Annotated in this window: 12 protein-coding genes; 4 read left to right on the plus strand and 8 right to left on the minus strand. The window is 73.4% G+C overall.

Annotation, left to right across the window (positions count from 1 at the left end; translation table 11 throughout):
* Window positions 1-22: 22 nt before the first annotated feature.
* A complete protein-coding gene (gene katG / locus ACFWUY_RS11350) occupies window positions 23-2,212 on the plus strand; it encodes a catalase/peroxidase HPI (RefSeq protein ID WP_384105497.1) in 2,190 nt (729 codons plus the stop codon).
* Between the two features lie 266 nt (window positions 2,213-2,478).
* Complete coding sequence (locus ACFWUY_RS11355) at window positions 2,479-4,782, plus strand: SpoIIE family protein phosphatase (RefSeq protein WP_384105500.1); 2,304 nt, start codon at window positions 2,479-2,481, stop codon at window positions 4,780-4,782.
* A gap of 79 nt (window positions 4,783-4,861) precedes the next feature.
* Here ACFWUY_RS11355 and ACFWUY_RS11360 read toward each other — a convergent pair whose 3' ends face one another.
* The 8 genes from ACFWUY_RS11360 to ACFWUY_RS11395 all read right to left on the minus strand — a co-directional run bounded on the left by ACFWUY_RS11360 (window position 4,862) and on the right by ACFWUY_RS11395 (window position 13,359).
* Window positions 4,862-7,852, minus strand: a complete 2,991-nt coding sequence (locus ACFWUY_RS11360; RefSeq protein ID WP_384105503.1) for a HAMP domain-containing protein — start codon at window positions 7,850-7,852, stop codon at window positions 4,862-4,864.
* 115 nt (window positions 7,853-7,967) lie between these two features.
* On the minus strand, window positions 7,968-8,417 hold the full coding sequence (locus ACFWUY_RS11365) for an STAS domain-containing protein (protein ID WP_384105506.1): 450 nt from the start codon (window positions 8,415-8,417) through the stop codon (window positions 7,968-7,970).
* 90 nt (window positions 8,418-8,507) lie between these two features.
* Entirely contained in the window at window positions 8,508-9,116 is a 609-nt protein-coding gene (locus ACFWUY_RS11370; RefSeq protein ID WP_384105508.1) for an SRPBCC family protein, read from the minus strand.
* An 89-nt stretch (window positions 9,117-9,205) separates the two neighbouring features.
* Window positions 9,206-9,541: a DUF3040 domain-containing protein gene (locus ACFWUY_RS11375; RefSeq protein ID WP_384105511.1), complete on the minus strand. Its 336-nt coding sequence runs from the start codon at window positions 9,539-9,541 to the stop codon at window positions 9,206-9,208.
* A 108-nt stretch (window positions 9,542-9,649) separates the two neighbouring features.
* Window positions 9,650-11,449, minus strand: a complete 1,800-nt coding sequence (locus ACFWUY_RS11380; protein ID WP_384105514.1) for a thiamine pyrophosphate-requiring protein — start codon at window positions 11,447-11,449, stop codon at window positions 9,650-9,652.
* Between the two features lie 145 nt (window positions 11,450-11,594).
* Window positions 11,595-12,194, minus strand: a complete 600-nt coding sequence (locus ACFWUY_RS11385) for a UdgX family uracil-DNA binding protein (protein ID WP_384105552.1) — start codon at window positions 12,192-12,194, stop codon at window positions 11,595-11,597.
* A 269-nt stretch (window positions 12,195-12,463) separates the two neighbouring features.
* Window positions 12,464-13,168: a hypothetical protein gene (locus ACFWUY_RS11390; RefSeq protein WP_384105517.1), complete on the minus strand. Its 705-nt coding sequence runs from the start codon at window positions 13,166-13,168 to the stop codon at window positions 12,464-12,466.
* The gene (locus tag ACFWUY_RS11395) at window positions 13,165-13,359 is read right to left on the minus strand and encodes a hypothetical protein (protein ID WP_384105520.1); all 195 of its coding nucleotides are present in this window, start codon (window positions 13,357-13,359) and stop codon (window positions 13,165-13,167) included. Before ACFWUY_RS11395 ends, ACFWUY_RS11390 begins: the two co-directional genes overlap by 4 nt.
* A 335-nt stretch (window positions 13,360-13,694) precedes the next feature.
* Between ACFWUY_RS11395 and ACFWUY_RS11400 the strand changes: the two genes are divergently transcribed.
* Both ACFWUY_RS11400 and ligD read left to right on the plus strand, forming a co-directional pair.
* Entirely contained in the window at window positions 13,695-14,402 is a 708-nt protein-coding gene (locus ACFWUY_RS11400) for a nucleotidyltransferase family protein (RefSeq protein ID WP_384105523.1), read from the plus strand.
* Window positions 14,399-15,307 (plus strand): non-homologous end-joining DNA ligase, encoded by a 909-nt coding sequence (ligD, locus tag ACFWUY_RS11405; protein WP_384105526.1) that lies wholly within the window; start codon window positions 14,399-14,401, stop codon window positions 15,305-15,307. The genes ACFWUY_RS11400 and ligD overlap by 4 nt, the downstream gene beginning before the upstream one ends.
* Window positions 15,308-15,432: the final 125 nt, after the last annotated feature.

Raw genomic sequence — 15,432 nt, forward strand, 5'->3', positions numbered from 1 at the left:
CGCGACAGGAAGAAGGACGGACGTGTCCGGCAGCGAAAGCGAGAACCCGGCAATCCCCTCCCCGGCCCCCGCGCCGACCCGCCCCAGGACGAACCGGGACTGGTGGCCGGAGCAGCTCGACCTCCAGGTGCTCCACCAGAATTCGCCCCAGTCCGATCCCATGGAAGCGGACTTCGACTACGCGAGGGAATTCGCGACCCTGGACGTCGACGCGCTGAAGCGGGACGTCTTCGAGGTGATGACGGCGTCACAGGAGTGGTGGCCCGCCGACTACGGCCACTACGGGCCTCTCTTCATCCGGATGAGCTGGCACGCGGCGGGGACGTACCGCATCGAGGACGGCCGGGGCGGTGGCGGCTCCGGCGCCCAGCGTTTCGCTCCGCTCAACAGCTGGCCGGACAACGCGAGCCTCGACAAGGCCCGCCGTCTGCTCTGGCCGGTCAAGCAGAAATACGGCCGGAAGATCTCCTGGGCCGATCTCCTGGTTTTCGCCGGGAACTGCGCCATGGAATCCATGGGGTTCAAGACGTTCGGTTTCGGCTTCGGCCGGAAGGACATCTGGGAGCCCGAGGAGGTCTTCTGGGGGCCCGAGGACACCTGGCTCGGAGATGAGCGCTACAGCGGCGACCGGGAACTCACCGGTCCTTTCGGGGCCGTGCAGATGGGACTGATCTACGTCAATCCCGAGGGCCCCGACGGGAATCCGGATCCGATCGCCGCCGCCCGGGACATTCGCGAGACGTTCGGGCGCATGGCGATGAACGACGAGGAGACGGCCGCCCTCATCATCGGCGGCCACACGTTCGGCAAGTGCCACGGCGCGGTCGATCCCTCGTGCATCGGTCCGGAGCCCGAGGCCGCCCCCATCGAGCAGCAGGGCATCGGCTGGCGGAACACGTGCGGCCGCGGTACCGGCGCCGACGCCCTCACCAGCGGCCTCGAAGGCGCGTGGACCTCCGAGCCGACGAAGTGGGACAACGGCTACCTGGACAACCTGTTCGGGTACGACTGGGAACTGACCACGAGCCCGGCCGGCGCGAAGCAGTGGACGCCCACGGACCCGTCGGCCCGGGACACGGTGCCGGACGCCCACGATCCGTCGAAGCGGCACGCGCCCATGATGCTGACGACGGACCTCGCGCTGAAGCTGGATCCCGTCTACGGTCCGATCGCCAAGCGCTTCCACGAGAACCCGGACCTGCTCGCGGACGCCTTCGCCAAGGCCTGGTACAAGCTGCTCCACCGCGACATGGGGCCGCTCTCCCGTTACCTCGGCCCGTGGATCCCCGAGCCGCAGCTGTGGCAGGACCCGGTTCCCGCGGTCGATCACGAGCTGGTCGGGGACGCGGACGTCGCCGACCTGAAGAGCCGGATCCTCGCCTCGGGACCGACCCTCCCCCAGCTGGTCACCACCGCGTGGGCGTCGGCGGCGAGCTTCCGCGGCACCGACAAGCGCGGCGGGGCCAACGGGGCGCGGATCCGCCTCGCGCCGCAGCGGGACTGGGAGGTGAACGACCTGCCGGAGGTGGCGGGGACGGTGGAGGCCCTCGACCGGATCCGGCGGGACTTCGACGACTCCCGGACCGACGGGGTGAAGGTGTCGCTCGCGGACCTGATCGTCCTGGGCGGCTGCGCGGCCGTCGAGCAGGCCGCGCGGAACGCCGGGTACGACATCACGGTCCCGTTCGCGCCGGGGCGTACGGACGCCTCGCAGGAGCAGACCGACGTGGAGACGTTCGCCGTGCTCGAACCCAAGGCGGACGGTTTCCGCAACTACCTCCGGGCGGGAGAGAAGCTGTCGCCGGAGACGCTCCTGCTCGACCGGGCCAATCTGCTGACGCTGACCGCTCCGGAGATGACGGTCCTGGTCGGCGGCATGCGGGCCCTCGACGCCGGTTTCCGGGGCTCCCGGCACGGCGTGTTCACCGACCGGCCGGGGACGTTGACCACCGACTTCTTCGTGAACCTGCTGGACATGGGCACGGAGTGGAAGCCGTCGACCGAGACCGAGAACGTGTTCGAGGGCCGGGACCGTGCCACGGGTGAGGTCAGGTGGACGGCCACCGCCGTCGACCTCGTCTTCGGTTCGCACTCCCAGCTCCGGGCCCTCTCGGAGGTCTACGCGTCCCAGGACGCGGGGGAGAAGTTCGTGCGTGACTTCGTGGCGGCGTGGGTCAAGGTGATGAACCTCGACCGGTTCGACCTGGCCTGAGCCGGTGATCCCGGTCGGCGGCGCGGCTCCGGGCACCTGTCCCGGCTGTGCCGCCGGGCCGGGAGCGGACGCCCGACCCGGGTTCTCCGCCCGTCGGGCGGCTGCTCCCCGCTGTTCCCCGCTGCTCCACGGCCTGCTCCTCGAGGGGCCCGGGGAGCGCCGGGGCATCGGTCCTCCCGGCCGCGCGGGGGGAGAGCGCGGGTAGAATTCGTAGGCGTACGCGCGGTTTCTCCAGACATGTGCGCGAGGGCGGATCGGAGGTCGCCTTGACGGGTTCCGGGGGCTCCTCAGAGGCGTCCGCCGCCGGGGCGGCGACCGGCTTCGCCGGGCTCGCCGCGGAGAACCGGCGCCTGCGGGAGGCGGTGGCGCGCCGCCATCTGATCGATCTCGCCACCGGAATGCTCGCCGCCCAGCTGGGGCAGTCCACGGTTGAGGCGGCCGACCACCTGGAGAACCTCGCCAGGGCGACGGGCACGTCGCCGGAGGACCTCGCCGCCGACATCGTGAACGCCGTCGCCGCACCCGGCGACCCGCACGCCGACCCGGGCCCGGCCCCGCTCTTGCCACCGCGCCGGCTGCGCCGCACGGCGGCCGCGGCCGAGACGGCGGACAGCGTGGGCGAGGCGGCCCGTACGCTCCTCGAAGGCGGCCTCGCCCTGCTCGGCGCGGACAGCCTGTGGCTGTGGCGGTGCGCCGAGGGAGGGCACCTGCGGCTGGCCGGCTGCGCCGGGGTCTCCGCCACGGAGGCCGTCGCCTGGCACGGCATCCCCCCGGTGGCTCCGGAGCCCATGCGGGCCGCCCTCGTCGAGAACGCGCCCCGGTGGCTGGGCGGCGGTCCGGTCGACGCGGCCGACGCGGCCGCGCTGCCGGGGGCCTCGGCGGTCGCGGCCCGCGCGCTGGTGCCGCTGCGGCGGCGTGGCGGCACGATCGGTCTGGCGCTGGTCGGCTGGCCGGAGCCGGTGGAGTTCGACGTCCGGACGCGGCGGGCCGTCACCGGCCTCATGACCGTGGCGAGCACGGTCCTCGACCGCCCCGACTCCCCCGAGCCCGCCACCCCGGTGCTCCTGGACGTCCTCGACGCCCTGACCGGTCCCGCGGCGCTCCTGCGGACCCGCGGCACGTCCGGCGCGCCGATCGTGGAGCACGCCAACGAGGAGGCGGTCGCCGCGCTCGGCGGCCCGCTCCCCACCAACGACAGGTCCCTGTCCCGCGTCTTCCCGCTGGTTCACCGGGAGCTCGCCCGCCTGGTGCGGCGGGCCCGCCGCGCGCGGCGTCCCCAGCACGCCGCCCGGCTTCCGGTGACGGTCAGGGCCGGGCCGGACGTACCTCCCGTGCCGCTCCTGGACGTGCGCGTCCTGCCGGCCGGCGCGGAGCGGACCGTGGTCCTCTGGCACACCGCCGTCGACCCGGGGCTCGCGGTGGACCGGGCCGTTTCGAGGCTGCAGACGGTCGCGACCTTCCAGGACAGTCTGGACGGCGGCGAGACGGTGTGGTCCGAGCAGGCGTACGGAATCTTCGGAATGTCCCGGCACGAGCCGCCGGTGCCGCTCCTGGCGCTCCGCGGGCGGATCCACAAGGACGACGGTGAGGCGCTGACCGGCCTGCTCACGACGTTGACGGAACGCGGGGCGGGGGCGCAGACGGTGCTCCGGGTCGTGCTCCCCGACGACTCGGTGCGCCACGTCCGGGTGGCGGCGGAGCCGCTGCTCGACGGCGACAAGGTCACCGGCTGCGTCGGGGTCTACCAGGACGTGTCGGCGAGCAGGCGCACCGAGCTGGCCCTGACGGCGACCTTCGACCGCCTCACCGCCGTCCGCGACCAGGCGGACGTCCGTCATCAGCTCGCCCTCCAGCTCCAGGCGGCGATCGTCCCGGAGGTCCCCGCCCTCCAGGAGCTGCCCGGCGGTCTGGTGGTGGCTTCCCGGTACCGGCCGGCGGCGGAGGAGTACCAGGTGGGCGGCGACTGGTACGACGTGCTGCCGCTGCCGAGCGGGAAGGTCCTGGTGGCCGTCGGTGACATCGCCGGGCACGGGATCGACTCCGTCACCGGCATGGTCGCCCTGCGCAACGCGCAGCGTGCGCTCGCCTTCACCGGACAGGGCCCCGGGCAGCTGCTGGGCTGGCTCAACGAGGTCACGCTGCGGACGGGCGGCGGGAGCACGGCGACGGCGGTGTGCGCGCTGTACGACCCCGGGAGCGGTGAGCTCGTCTGGTCGAGCGCGGGGCATCTGCCGCTGCTGCTGCTCAGGGACGGCCGGGCGGCGCTGCTCGACCCGCCGCAGGACATCCTGCTCGGGGCGATGGTCTCGGCCCGGTACCAGGAACGCCGTACCGCGCTGCGGCCGGGGGACACCCTCCTCCTGTACACGGACGGCCTGGTGGAGCGGCGCCACGACAGCCTGGGGTCCGGCCTCGGCCGGCTGGTCGCGGCGGCGGAGGAACTCGCCGCCGTGGAGGACCTGGAGCAGCTGGTGGACCAGCTGCTCGGCATGGTGACGGGGGACACGGACGACGACACGAGCGTCGTGGCGGTGCGGCTGCGGGAGCCGGGCCCCGGAAGCGGGACCTGAGCACGGGTCCCAAGCACGGATCCCGGACGCGGGTCCTGGGTGTCGGCGGCCGGCCGGTGGAGGCGGCCTGCCGGTCACGTCATCCGGCGGGCCGGTTCGTCAGGCGGCGCCGGATCTTGACCAGGAGTTCCGTCTGGTCGACCGGTTTGGCGAGGTAGTCGTCGGCGCCCGCCTCCAGGGCGCCGGCGCGGTCGCCCGGCATCGCCTTCGCGGTGACGACGATGATCGGGAGGTCGGCGCGGCCGGGGAGCCGCCGGATCTCCTCGATGGCCCGGTAGCCGTCCGTCCCGGCCATCATGACGTCCATCAGCACCAGCCGGATCTCGTCGTGCTCGGCCACCAGGTCGATGCCGCGGCGGCCTCCGTCTGCGGTCAGCACCCGCAGTCCCTGCGCTTCCAGGACCTCGGTGAGCGCGTAGACGTTCCGTGTGTCGTCGTCGACCACGAGGACGGTGCTTCCGGGCCGCTCCGGACCGCCGGCGCCGACGGGTGTGCTCGCGGGGGCTTCCTCGTCGTCCTCCCGGTCGTCCGCCGGCCCGGTGAGGGCCGGTTCGTGGCGGCCCGCGCGCTCCGGGAGGTGGAAGGTGAAGGTGCTGCCCCGGCCGGGCGTGCTCTCGACCGCGATGGTGCCGCCGAGGAGTCTGGCGACCTCGCGGCTGATGGAGAGGCCGAGGCCGGTGCCGCCGTACTGGCGGGCGGTGGTGCCGTCGCCCTGCTGGAAGGCGTCGAAGATGTGGCGGAGGCGGTCGGCGGGGATGCCGACGCCGGTGTCGGTGACGCGGAAGGCGAGGACCGGCCGGCCGTCGCGCAGGGCGGCCGGGGCCTCGCCGGGGGGCGTGTGCTCGACGGTCAGCGCGACGCTGCCCTTGTCGGTGAACTTCAGCGCGTTGGAGAGCAGGTTGCGCAGCACCTGGCGGAGCCGTCCCTCGTCGGTGGTGAGGTATCCGGGCACGTCGGGTGCCACGGTCACGGAGAAGTCGAGCCCGCGCTCGTCGGCGACGGGGCCGAAGGTCGACTCCAGGTACTCCAGGAGCTGGGACATGGCGAACGGCTCGTGCCTGACCTCCATCTTGCCCGCCTCCACCTTGGAGAGGTCCAGGATGTCGTCGATCAGCTGGAGCAGGTCGGATCCGGCCGAGTGGATGACCTCCGCGTAGTCGACCTGCTTCTGCGTCAGGTTGCCGTCCGGGTTCTGGGCGAGCAGCCGGGCGAGGATGAGCAGGCTGTTGAGCGGGGTGCGGAGTTCGTGGCTCATGTTGGCCAGGAACTCGGACTTGTACATGGAGGTGCGCGAGAGCTGCTGGGCCCGGGTCTCCAGCTCCTGCCGGGCCTGTTCGATGACCCGGTTCTTCGACTCGATGTCCTTGTTGCGGTCGGCGAGGAGCGCCGCCTTCTCCTGGAGTTCGGCGTTGGAGCGCTGGAGCTCGCGCTGTCGGGCCTGCAACTCCTCTGTTCGGGAGCGGAGTTCGTCGGCGAGGCTGCGCGACTGGCCGAGCAGCGCGTCGGTCCGCAGGTTGGCGGCGAGGGAGTTGAGGACGGCGCCCGCGCTGTCCACGAACCGGTCGAGGAAGTCGCGGCGCAGGCGCGTGAAGGGGTGCAGGGAGGCGAGTTCCACCACGCCGAGGACCTGGTCCTCGACCACGATCGGGAGCACGATCAGGGCGCGGGGCTCCGCGGAGCCCACGCCGGAGGAGATCGTGACGTAACCCGGCGGCACCGGGTCGACGACGAGGGGGCGCCGGCCGCGTGCCGCCTGCCCCACGAGGCCCTCGCCGGGGCGGAAGCGGCGCGGCTCGCCGTACTGCGCCACGTCGGGAAGCCCGTACGAGGCCGCCATGACCAGGCCGGGGCCGCGCTCGTCCTCCTCGGCGACGAAGAAGGCGCCGTACTGCGCGGAGACCAGCGGCGGCACCTCGGCCATGGCCAGTCCGGCCATCTCGGGGAGGCTGCGCGTCCCCTGGAGGAGCCCGGTGATCCGGGCGAGGTTCGTCTGCAGCCAGTCCTGTTCCTGGTTGGCCTGGGTCGTGACGCGCAGGGACTCCACCATGGCGTTGATGTTGTCGCGGAGCTCGCCGACCTCGCCCGGGGCGTCGACGGTGATGGAGCGGGTGAGGTCGCCCTCGGCGACGGCGCTGGTGACCTCGGCGATGGCCCGGACCTGGCGGGTGAGGTTCCCGGCGAGCTCGTTGACGTTCTCGGTGAGGCGCATCCAGGTGCCGGAGACCCCCTCGACCTCCGCCTGGCCGCCGAGTTTCCCTTCCGTGCCGACCTCGCGGGCCACCCGGGTCACCTCGGCGGCGAACGAGGACAGCTGGTCGACCATGGTGTTGATGGTGGTCTTGAGCTCCAGGATCTCGCCGCGCGCGGAGACGTCGATGCGGGTGGTCAGGTCGCCCTGGGCGACGGCGGTGGTGACCTGGGCGATGTTGCGCACCTGGTTGGTGAGGTTGTCGGCCATGGAGTTGACGTTGTCGGTGAGGTCCTTCCAGGTGCCGGACACCCCTCCCACCGTGGCCTGGCCGCCGAGCTTGCCCTCGGTGCCGACCTCGCGGGCCACCCGGGTCACCTCCTCGGCGAAGGAGGAGAGCCGGTCGACCATGGTGTTGATGGTCTCCTTCAGCTCCAGGACCTCGCCGCGGGCGTCCACCCGGATCTTCTGCGTGAGGTCGCCGCGCGCCACGGCGGTGGCGACCTGGGCGATGGAGCGCACCTGTGACGTGAGGTTGTCGGCCATCGTGTTGACGCCGGTGGTGACCTCCTGCCACACCCCGCGGGCCCGTGCCTCCCGCACCCGGCTGCCGAGCAGGCCCTGGCCGCCGACCTCTCCGGCCACGCGGGTGACTTCCGAGGTGAGCAGGGAGAGCCGGTCGACCATGTCGTTGTAGACCCCGGCGATCTCGCCGAGGACGCCGTCCGAGCCCTCGGCGAGGCGTACGGAGAGCTCGCCGTCCCGTACGGCGGTCAGGCCGACGAGCAGGCGCTGAAGGCCGTCGTCGTCGCCCTCGCCGTTCTCACCGCTCCGGACACGCGGCTGCTCGCCGCCGGGGTGCGCTGTTCTGCGCTCTACCATGAAGGACCGACCTCACGTCCGGGGCTGTGCGCGCCGGGGACCGGGACGGGGATGCCTGCCGGTGCCCCACCACTCCACTCTAGGATCCTCGCCGGTCCTCCGCCCGGGCGGAGGATCACCGGGCGGGAGGCCCCGGGGTCCGGCCCGTGTCCGCGAGCGCGTCGTCGGCGTCCTCGTACACCCGGAACACCTTCCGGGCCCCCGTGATATCGAACATGCGGTCGACCGAGGCCCGCAGTCCGGCGAGGTCGAGCCGTCCCCCGGCGCCCAGCATTCCCAGGCGTGCCTTGAGGAGCAGGTTGAGGCCGGTCGAGTCGCAGAACCGCAGCCCCGAGAAGTCCACGACGAGCCGGCCGTCCCCGGTGTTCTCCCTCAGGGCGTCGCGCAGCGGCGCCGCCGTCCCGTAGTCGAGCTCCCCCTTCACGACGAGTACGACCGTCCCCGCGGGGGTGCCGGGCCGGACGTGGACGTCCAGCGGGCGCACCGGTCCGGCGTCGGCCGCGCCGTGGGCCGTTCCGATGCTCTCCGTTCCGACGGATGCTTCCGCTCGGTTGTCACCCTGCATGGATCGCGAGCCTCCTTCCGTCGCCGGTACCGCCCGGGTGCCGACCTCCTCGGGCCCCGGTCGGCGACGGCGGCCGGGCCCTCCGTCCCGCTACAGGTGCCCGGGGTCCACGGGCATCGGGCGGGACGCGGGACCGGGCGGGTCGCCGGGCGAGGTGCCGGACGGTGTCGTGGGCGGCGCGGCCTCCGCGGTGGCGTCGGCGTCCGCCGCTGCGGTGGCGCCCCGCTCCTCCGTGGCATCCGCCGCTTCGGCGGGCCGCAGCCGGCCGCGCCAGGCGCCGGTCGCCCTGTCGCGGTCCTCGATGAACTCCTTGAACCGGAGGAGGTCGCTGCCGACGCGGCTGTCGATCAGGCCCACGGCCGCAGCCGCCTTCTCCGCGATGCCCTCCGGTTCGAACTCCATCGCCAGGGTCACTTCCGTGCGGGAGTCGTCGACGCGCTCGAAGGTCACGACACCCTTCTGCCTGACGTCTCCGCCGACGGTGCGCCAGGAGATCCGCTCGTCGGGGAGCTGGTCGACGATCTCGGTGTCGAACTCACGGGTCGCCCCTGCGACCTTCGTCCGCCAGTGGCAGTGCCGGTCGTCGAGCTGCCGGACCTCTTCCACACCGTCCATGAACCGGGGGAAATCCTCGAACTGTGTCCACTGGTCGTAGACCTCGCGCAGTGGGGCCTCCACCCTGATCGTGTCGTGCACCATCGCGGTCATCTCCCTCGGTCGGTGGAGCACCGGGACGGCTGCGCGGCTACCCGGTCGAGGCCCCTCGTAACCCCGGAGCGGAGCGCGCGTCACCTCTCGGGTGCCCGGGTGGCGGCCACGCGCCTCGACCAGCGGACGACCCGACGCAGCAGGAGGACCAGGGTCAGGACCCAACTGGCGGCGAAGGCCCAGATCAGGAGCGGGGCCTCGGTGGCGACGGCCAGCACGAGCAGGACCAGGGTCACGGCGCAGAGGAGGCCGAGCCCGAGGGCGGCCAGTCGTCCGCGCGCGCCGGTGGCGGGGCGCGGACGCGGCCGGTCGCGTGTCGACCGCAGTCGGCGGGCCAGTGTCCGGTCCTGGTCCAGCTGCTCCTCGATCTCCGCCAGGATGCGTCGTTCTCGTTCCGAGAGCCGGGCTTCGTCCATCGTGGACACCTCCCGCCGTTCTCCCGTCGGCGTCCTGTTCTGCCGTTGCCCCGCCGGAGCCGTCCGAACCGTCCGGACGGGCCCCGTCCGGGAGCCGGCGGACGCCCGTCAGCGCCCGCCGTGGCCGCGCCCCAGCAGTTCCTGTGCCTTCGCCTTGAGTCCTTGGACGACGACGTGACCGCGGCTGCCGTCGTCGTGCGCGAGGGAGGCGAGCGTGGCTTCCATCTGCTCCCAGGTGGCGTGCGGCGGTACGGGGGGCACGGCGGGGTCGGTACGGAAGTCCAGGACCGAGGGCCCGTCCGTCGCCAGGGCCTCACGCCAGGCGTCCTCGACACGGCCCGGGTCGGTGACGCGGATGCCGGTCATCCCGAGGGAGCGCGCGAAGTCGGCGTACGGCACGTCGGGGAGGGACTGCGAGGCCTCGAAGGGGGGCGTTCCGCCGAGGGCCCGCAGCTCCCAGCTGACCTGGTTCAGGTCCTGGTTGTTCCACACGGCCACGACGAGCCGCGGGTCGGTCCACTCGCCTGCGTACTTGGCGACGGTGATCAGCTCCGCCATGCCGTTCATCTGCATGGCTCCGTCACCCACCAGGGCGATGGCGGGCCGGTCGGGGTGGGCGAACTTGGCACCGATCGCGTACGGGACCGCGCAGCCCATGGTGGCGAGGGTGCCGGAGAGGGAGCCGCGCATGGCGCCGCGCATCGTGAGGTGGCGCGCGTACCAGGTGGCCATGGAGCCGGAGTCCGAGGTGATCATCGCGTCGTCGGGCAGCAGCGGGTCGAGGGCCGCCGCCACGTACTCGGGGTTGACCGGGTCGGCGGAGAGGCCGGCCCTGCGCTCCATGACCGTCCTCCACCGGCGCATACCGGTGACCACGGTCTCCTGCCAGCGGCGGTCCTCCTTGCGGGCGAGCAGCGGCAGCAGCCGGCGCAGGGTGGTCGCCGCGTCCCCGACCAGGTTGACCTCGTACGGGTAGCGCAGCCCGATCATGTGCGGGTCGATGTCGATCTGGACGGCCCGCGCCTGCCCGTACGGGGGCAGGAACTCGGAGTACGGGAAGCTGGAGCCGATCGTCAGCAGGGTGTCGCAGTCCCGCATCATCTCGTACGAGGGGCGGGTGCCGAGCAGTCCGATGGAGCCCGTCACGTACGGCAGTTCGTCGCTCAGTGCGTCCTTGCCGAGCAGCGCCTTCGCGACGCCCGCGCCGAGGAGTCCGGCCACCTCCTCGACCTCCCGGGCGGCGCCCGCCGCGCCCTGTCCGATGAGCACGGCGACCCGCTCGCCCTCGTTGAGGAGGTCGGCGGCGCGGGCGAGGGAGCCGTCGTCGGGCACCGGCGCCCAGCCGCTCACGTCGAGGCTGGAGGGGACCATCTTGTGGGCGTGTTCCGGTGGGGAGTACGGCAGTTCCTGGACGTCCGCCGGGATGATCAGGGCGGTGGGGGCGCGGCGCGCGTAAGCGGTGCGGACGGCCCGGTCGAGCACGTTCGGGAGCTGCTCGGGGACGGTGACGGTCTCCAGGTAGGCACTCGCCACGTCCTTGAACAGTGCGTGCAGGTCGACCTCCTGCTGGTAGGAGCCGCCCATGGCGCTGCGGGCCGTCTGGCCGACGATCGCGACGACGGGGACGTGGTCGAGCTTGGCGTCGTACAGGCCGTTGAGGAGATGGACGGCGCCGGGACCCGAGGTCGCCACGCAGACTCCGACGTGGCCGGAGAACTTGGCCTGGCCGACGGCCGCGAAGGCGGCCGTCTCCTCGTGCCGTGCCTGGATGAACCGGGGGTCGTCCCCGGCCCGCGACCAGGCGGCGAGGAGCCCGTTGATGCCGTCCCCCGGGTAGCCGAAGACATGACTGACGCCCCAGGCGCGGAGCCGGTCGAGCAGGTGGTCGCCGACCGTCGCCTTCGTCATGGCGGGTCGCCTCCGTTCGTCTCGCGGGCCACGCCCGTCCGGTCCGGTTCGTTCCCACCGAGCGGCTGCCCGGGGGTCCGTCCCGGAAACGTGGGGGGGTCGGACGGTGGACGGGGGCGGGTGCCGGATGGCGGACGGGTCGGAGTCAGAGGAGTCCGGCCGCGGTCCTGAGGTCCGCGACGAGGCCCTCGTACGCGGTCTCCCTGTCCGGGGCGCGGAGCACGGCGGAGGGGTGCACGGTCGCGAGCACCCGTGCTCCGTCCTCCGCGCCGGGCAGCGGCCTCGGCACTCCGCGGTCGGTGCCCACGCGGAAGGAAGGACCGAGCAGCGCCCGGCCCGCCGTGACACCGAGGACGATGACCAGCTCTGGTGCGACAAGGCGGAGTTCGGCTTCCAGCCAGGGGTGGCAGGCGAGGGTCTCCCGCAGGCTCGGCGTCTTGTGGATCCGGCGTCCGCGGGTCTCGTCCCGGGTGAACTCGAAGTGCTTGACCACGTTGGTGACGTACAGGCCCTCCTCGTCGATCCCCGTCTCGCGCAGGGCCCGGAAGAGCAGGCGTCCGGCGGGCCCCACGAAGGGGACGCCCTCACGGTCCTCCTGGTCGCCCGGCTGCTCGCCGACCAGCATCACGCGCGCGTCCTTGTCGCCCTTCCCGAAGACGGTGCCGGTCGCGTCCCGGTAGAGAGGGCAGCCCCGGCAGTCTGCGGCGGCCCGGCGATGTGCCGGCAGGCCCCCGCGGGTCGGCAGGCAGGGCGTCGCGTCGTACGCCTCGGGGCCGGGTCCGCTGTCGCTGCTTCCTGACGTCCTGGGCCTCCCGGGCCGGGGTGGTCGTTCTCGGGGACGGGGCCGCGGCCCGGGTCCGCCCCGTCGGGCCCGGCCGACCGCGCGCGGCGCCCCTCCCGTGTCTCCCGGCGGCTGCCCGCCGGCCGTGCGACCAACCGCGGCGGGCGGGAGCGTGTCGGCCTCCTCGCCCGGGCACCGGTGGCCCTCCCGGGGGCCGCCTCCCTGGGGGACCATCAGCCGCGCACAATCGGCCGACGAGCCCAGGAAACGCTCCGGTACGAAGCGGTAGCGATCCTCCCAGAGGCCGGGGTCGTGGTCCTGACCGAACACGTCGAGCAACAGCATGGCGCCGTCGGGCAACCGCTCGCCGTCGGGCCCCAGGCCGTCCGTGCCGAGCCCGCCGAGGAACGGCACGAAGGGGTAGAAGCGCCGCACCTCCTGCACGAAGGCCAGGCCGTACCGTTCGACGACTCGTCCGCGAGCCGTTCGCGTACGTCGCCGGGCCCGGCGGCCCCTCGTCCGGCTCCCCATGTGGCCTGGGCCGCGAAGGCGGCGAACCAGGCGACGGCGACCGCGGGGCGCACGATGCTCAGCAGCTCCACCGCCGCGGTCGGGGCGTCGAGCGGAGTGCCGTCGACGTCCCGGTGCGCGACGACGGCCTGGAACGGCGTCGCGGGGGACGCGCCGGAGGGACGAGCCCTCGCCTCCTCGACGGCACGTGCGATCCTTCGCTCCTGGTGGGCCCGCGCACGGCGGGCCCGCAGATGCCTCGGGCCGGGAGTGGCGAAGCCGTCGACCATCGCGACGCAGTCCCGCGCGAGCCTCCGCGTCGTGGCCTCGTCGGCCGGCGGCAGCCCCGCCCAGGAGCCCACCGCGCGGGCGAGGACGTACGCGGCCTCGTCGAAGAGCACCGTCTCCTCGCCCCGGCGGCGTGTCATCGCCGCGCGCCACTCCTCACGTGGTGCTCCGCGCCGTCCAGGGTGTGGACGGCGCCGCGGCCGAAGAGGGTGTCCAGTACGGGCCCCGGCAGGGCGCCCGCACGGCGGACGTGCCGCTCGTCGTAGAAGAGATCCACGTCCCGTGGGCCGCTCAGGACCCGTACCGGCCGGCCGAGCAGGCGCGTCCTCACGGCGGCGCCGTCGTGGCGGCGCCGCAGGTCCGGAAGCCAGGTGTAGCCCTTCAGCAGAAGGGCGGCGGTGCTGTCGGGACCACACGGTGGGTCGCCCCGCTGGGGCTCGTCGTCGATCGCCCGCCTTCGCTCGGGGGGACGGCGTCCAGGGCGTCTGCCCGGGTACGTCCCGGGCAATCGCGCCGCCCCTCCGGTCGGCGGAGGTGCGGCGACGGCGCTCGGATCCGGCCGTGCCGGGGACCGCCGTCCGCGCACGCGTTCTTCCCGGCGTACGGGGTAGGCGCACATCCCCGCCCCTCGTCGAGCAGTGGCGGCATCCGTGAGGAGGAAGCTCCATGAACCTTGTCGAAGGCCGCCACGCGGGCGTCCACCCGTCACCGGCGGGCCCGCTTCCCGCCAGGTTGGCGGGATTCGCGGCGCGCGCGGGCGACGGGCGATCGGAAGAGGATCTCCCCCGGGACCACACCCAGGCCATCCTGGAGGTCACCAAGGAGATCGCCGGCGTCCTCAAGGCGTCGGAATGCCCGTTCGCCCTGGTCGGGAGCGTCGCGGCCTACGCCTACGGCATCCCGGTCCGGCTCCAGCACGACACGGACTTCGCCGTGCGGCGCGAGGACGCCGACACCGTGACAGGCCTGCTGCGCGACCACGGGATCGAGATCGTCGATCCGCCGGAGGACTGGCTGGTGAAGGCCCGCAGGGGCGGCGAACACATCGACCTGATCTTCTCCATGGCGGGCCGGCCCGTCACCACCGAGCTGCTGGAACGGGCGTGGACCCTTCCCGTGGACTCGGTGCACATGCCGGTCATCGACCCGACCGACCTCATGATCGGGCGGCTGGCAGCGCTGTCCGAGCACCACTGCGACTACGGCAAGCTGCTCCCGGTCGCACGGGGGCTGCGCGAGCGCGTCGACTGGGACCGCGTACGCGAGGAGACCGAGGACGGGCCGATGGCCGCCGCCTTCCTGTACCTGCTCGAACTCCTCGACGTCATCAGGCCCCGCGACGAGGCCGGCGAGCTCGACGAGAGGAATCGATGACGGACACACGGACCCTGAGGGCGAGCGGCCGGGCCGTCGAGATCAAACGGGTCGACAAGGAGCTCTTCCCCGGCGACGGCATCACCAAGGGAGACCTGGCCGCGTACTACCGCGGTGTCGCACGGCGGATGCTGCCCCAGCTGCGGGGCCGTCCGTTGATGCTCGAACGGTACCCGGACGGGATCGGTAGCGGGCGCTTCATGCACAAGAACACCCCCGACCACTTCCCCGAGTGGATCCACCGCGCCGAACTGGCCAAGGAGGGCGGCACCGTCGCCTATCCGGTCTGCGACGACCTGGCCACCCTGCTCTACCTGGTCGACCAGGCGTGCGTCACCCCGCACCGCTGGCTCTCCAGGGCGGACCGGCCGGACCACCCCGACCGGCTGGTCTTCGACCTCGACCCACCGGGCGACGACTTCGGGCGGGCCAGGGAGGCGGCGGCGCTCCTGCATACGCTGCTCGACGAGCTGGACCTGCCCGGTGCCCTGATGACGACCGGCTCCCGGGGGCTGCACGTCGTGGTGGCCCTGGACCGCCGCACCACGTTCGACGAGGCCCGCGCGTTCGCCCGCGACGCCGCCGGGCTCCTCGCCGACCGGTACCCCGACCGGCTCACCACGGCGGCGCGCAAACAGGCCCGCGAGGGCCGCCTCTACCTCGACGTCCAGCGCAACGCCTACGGCCAGACGGCCGTCACCCCCTACGCGGTCCGGGCGCTGCCCGGCGCTCCCGTCGCCACTCCCCTGAGCTGGGCCGAACTCGACGATCCCCGGCTCACCGCGCGGCGGTGGACCGTCGCCACGATCGGTGAGCGCCTCGGGCGGGACGATCCCTGGCGGGAGACTCCGGGCCGCGGCCGTTCCCTGGCGGCGGCCCACCGCAGGCTCGCGAAGCTGTCCTGAAGCCCGGGGCGACGGCCCCGGGCCGGGCGGGGGGGGGTTGGCGAAGGGCCCGGCCGGAGCGCGGGCGCGGAAGGGCGGAGGGTGCGGGCCGGGGGAGCGGGAGGGCGGAGCGGCCGAGGGTCTCG

This window comes from Streptomyces sp. NPDC058664 (assembly GCF_042716635.1).
In the GTDB taxonomy this organism is placed as follows: Bacteria; Actinomycetota; Actinomycetes; order Streptomycetales; family Streptomycetaceae; genus Streptomyces.

Excerpts from the sequence above, each read along its gene's own strand:
- ACFWUY_RS11380 (WP_384105514.1), bottom strand. The coding sequence starts at position 11,449 with ATGACGAAGGCGACGGTCGGCGACCACCTGCTCGACCGGCTCCGCGCC.
- ACFWUY_RS11390 (WP_384105517.1), bottom strand. The coding sequence starts at position 13,168 with ATGACACGCCGCCGGGGCGAGGAGACGGTGCTCTTCGACGAGGCCGCG.
- ACFWUY_RS11370 (WP_384105508.1), bottom strand. The coding sequence starts at position 9,116 with ATGGTGCACGACACGATCAGGGTGGAGGCCCCACTGCGCGAGGTCTAC.
- ACFWUY_RS11375 (WP_384105511.1), bottom strand. The coding sequence starts at position 9,541 with ATGGACGAAGCCCGGCTCTCGGAACGAGAACGACGCATCCTGGCGGAG.
- ACFWUY_RS11365 (WP_384105506.1), bottom strand. The coding sequence starts at position 8,417 with ATGCAGGGTGACAACCGAGCGGAAGCATCCGTCGGAACGGAGAGCATC.
- ACFWUY_RS11360 (WP_384105503.1), bottom strand. The coding sequence starts at position 7,852 with ATGGTAGAGCGCAGAACAGCGCACCCCGGCGGCGAGCAGCCGCGTGTC.
- ligD (WP_384105526.1), top strand. The coding sequence starts at position 14,399 with ATGACGGACACACGGACCCTGAGGGCGAGCGGCCGGGCCGTCGAGATC.
- ACFWUY_RS11400 (WP_384105523.1), top strand. The coding sequence starts at position 13,695 with ATGAACCTTGTCGAAGGCCGCCACGCGGGCGTCCACCCGTCACCGGCG.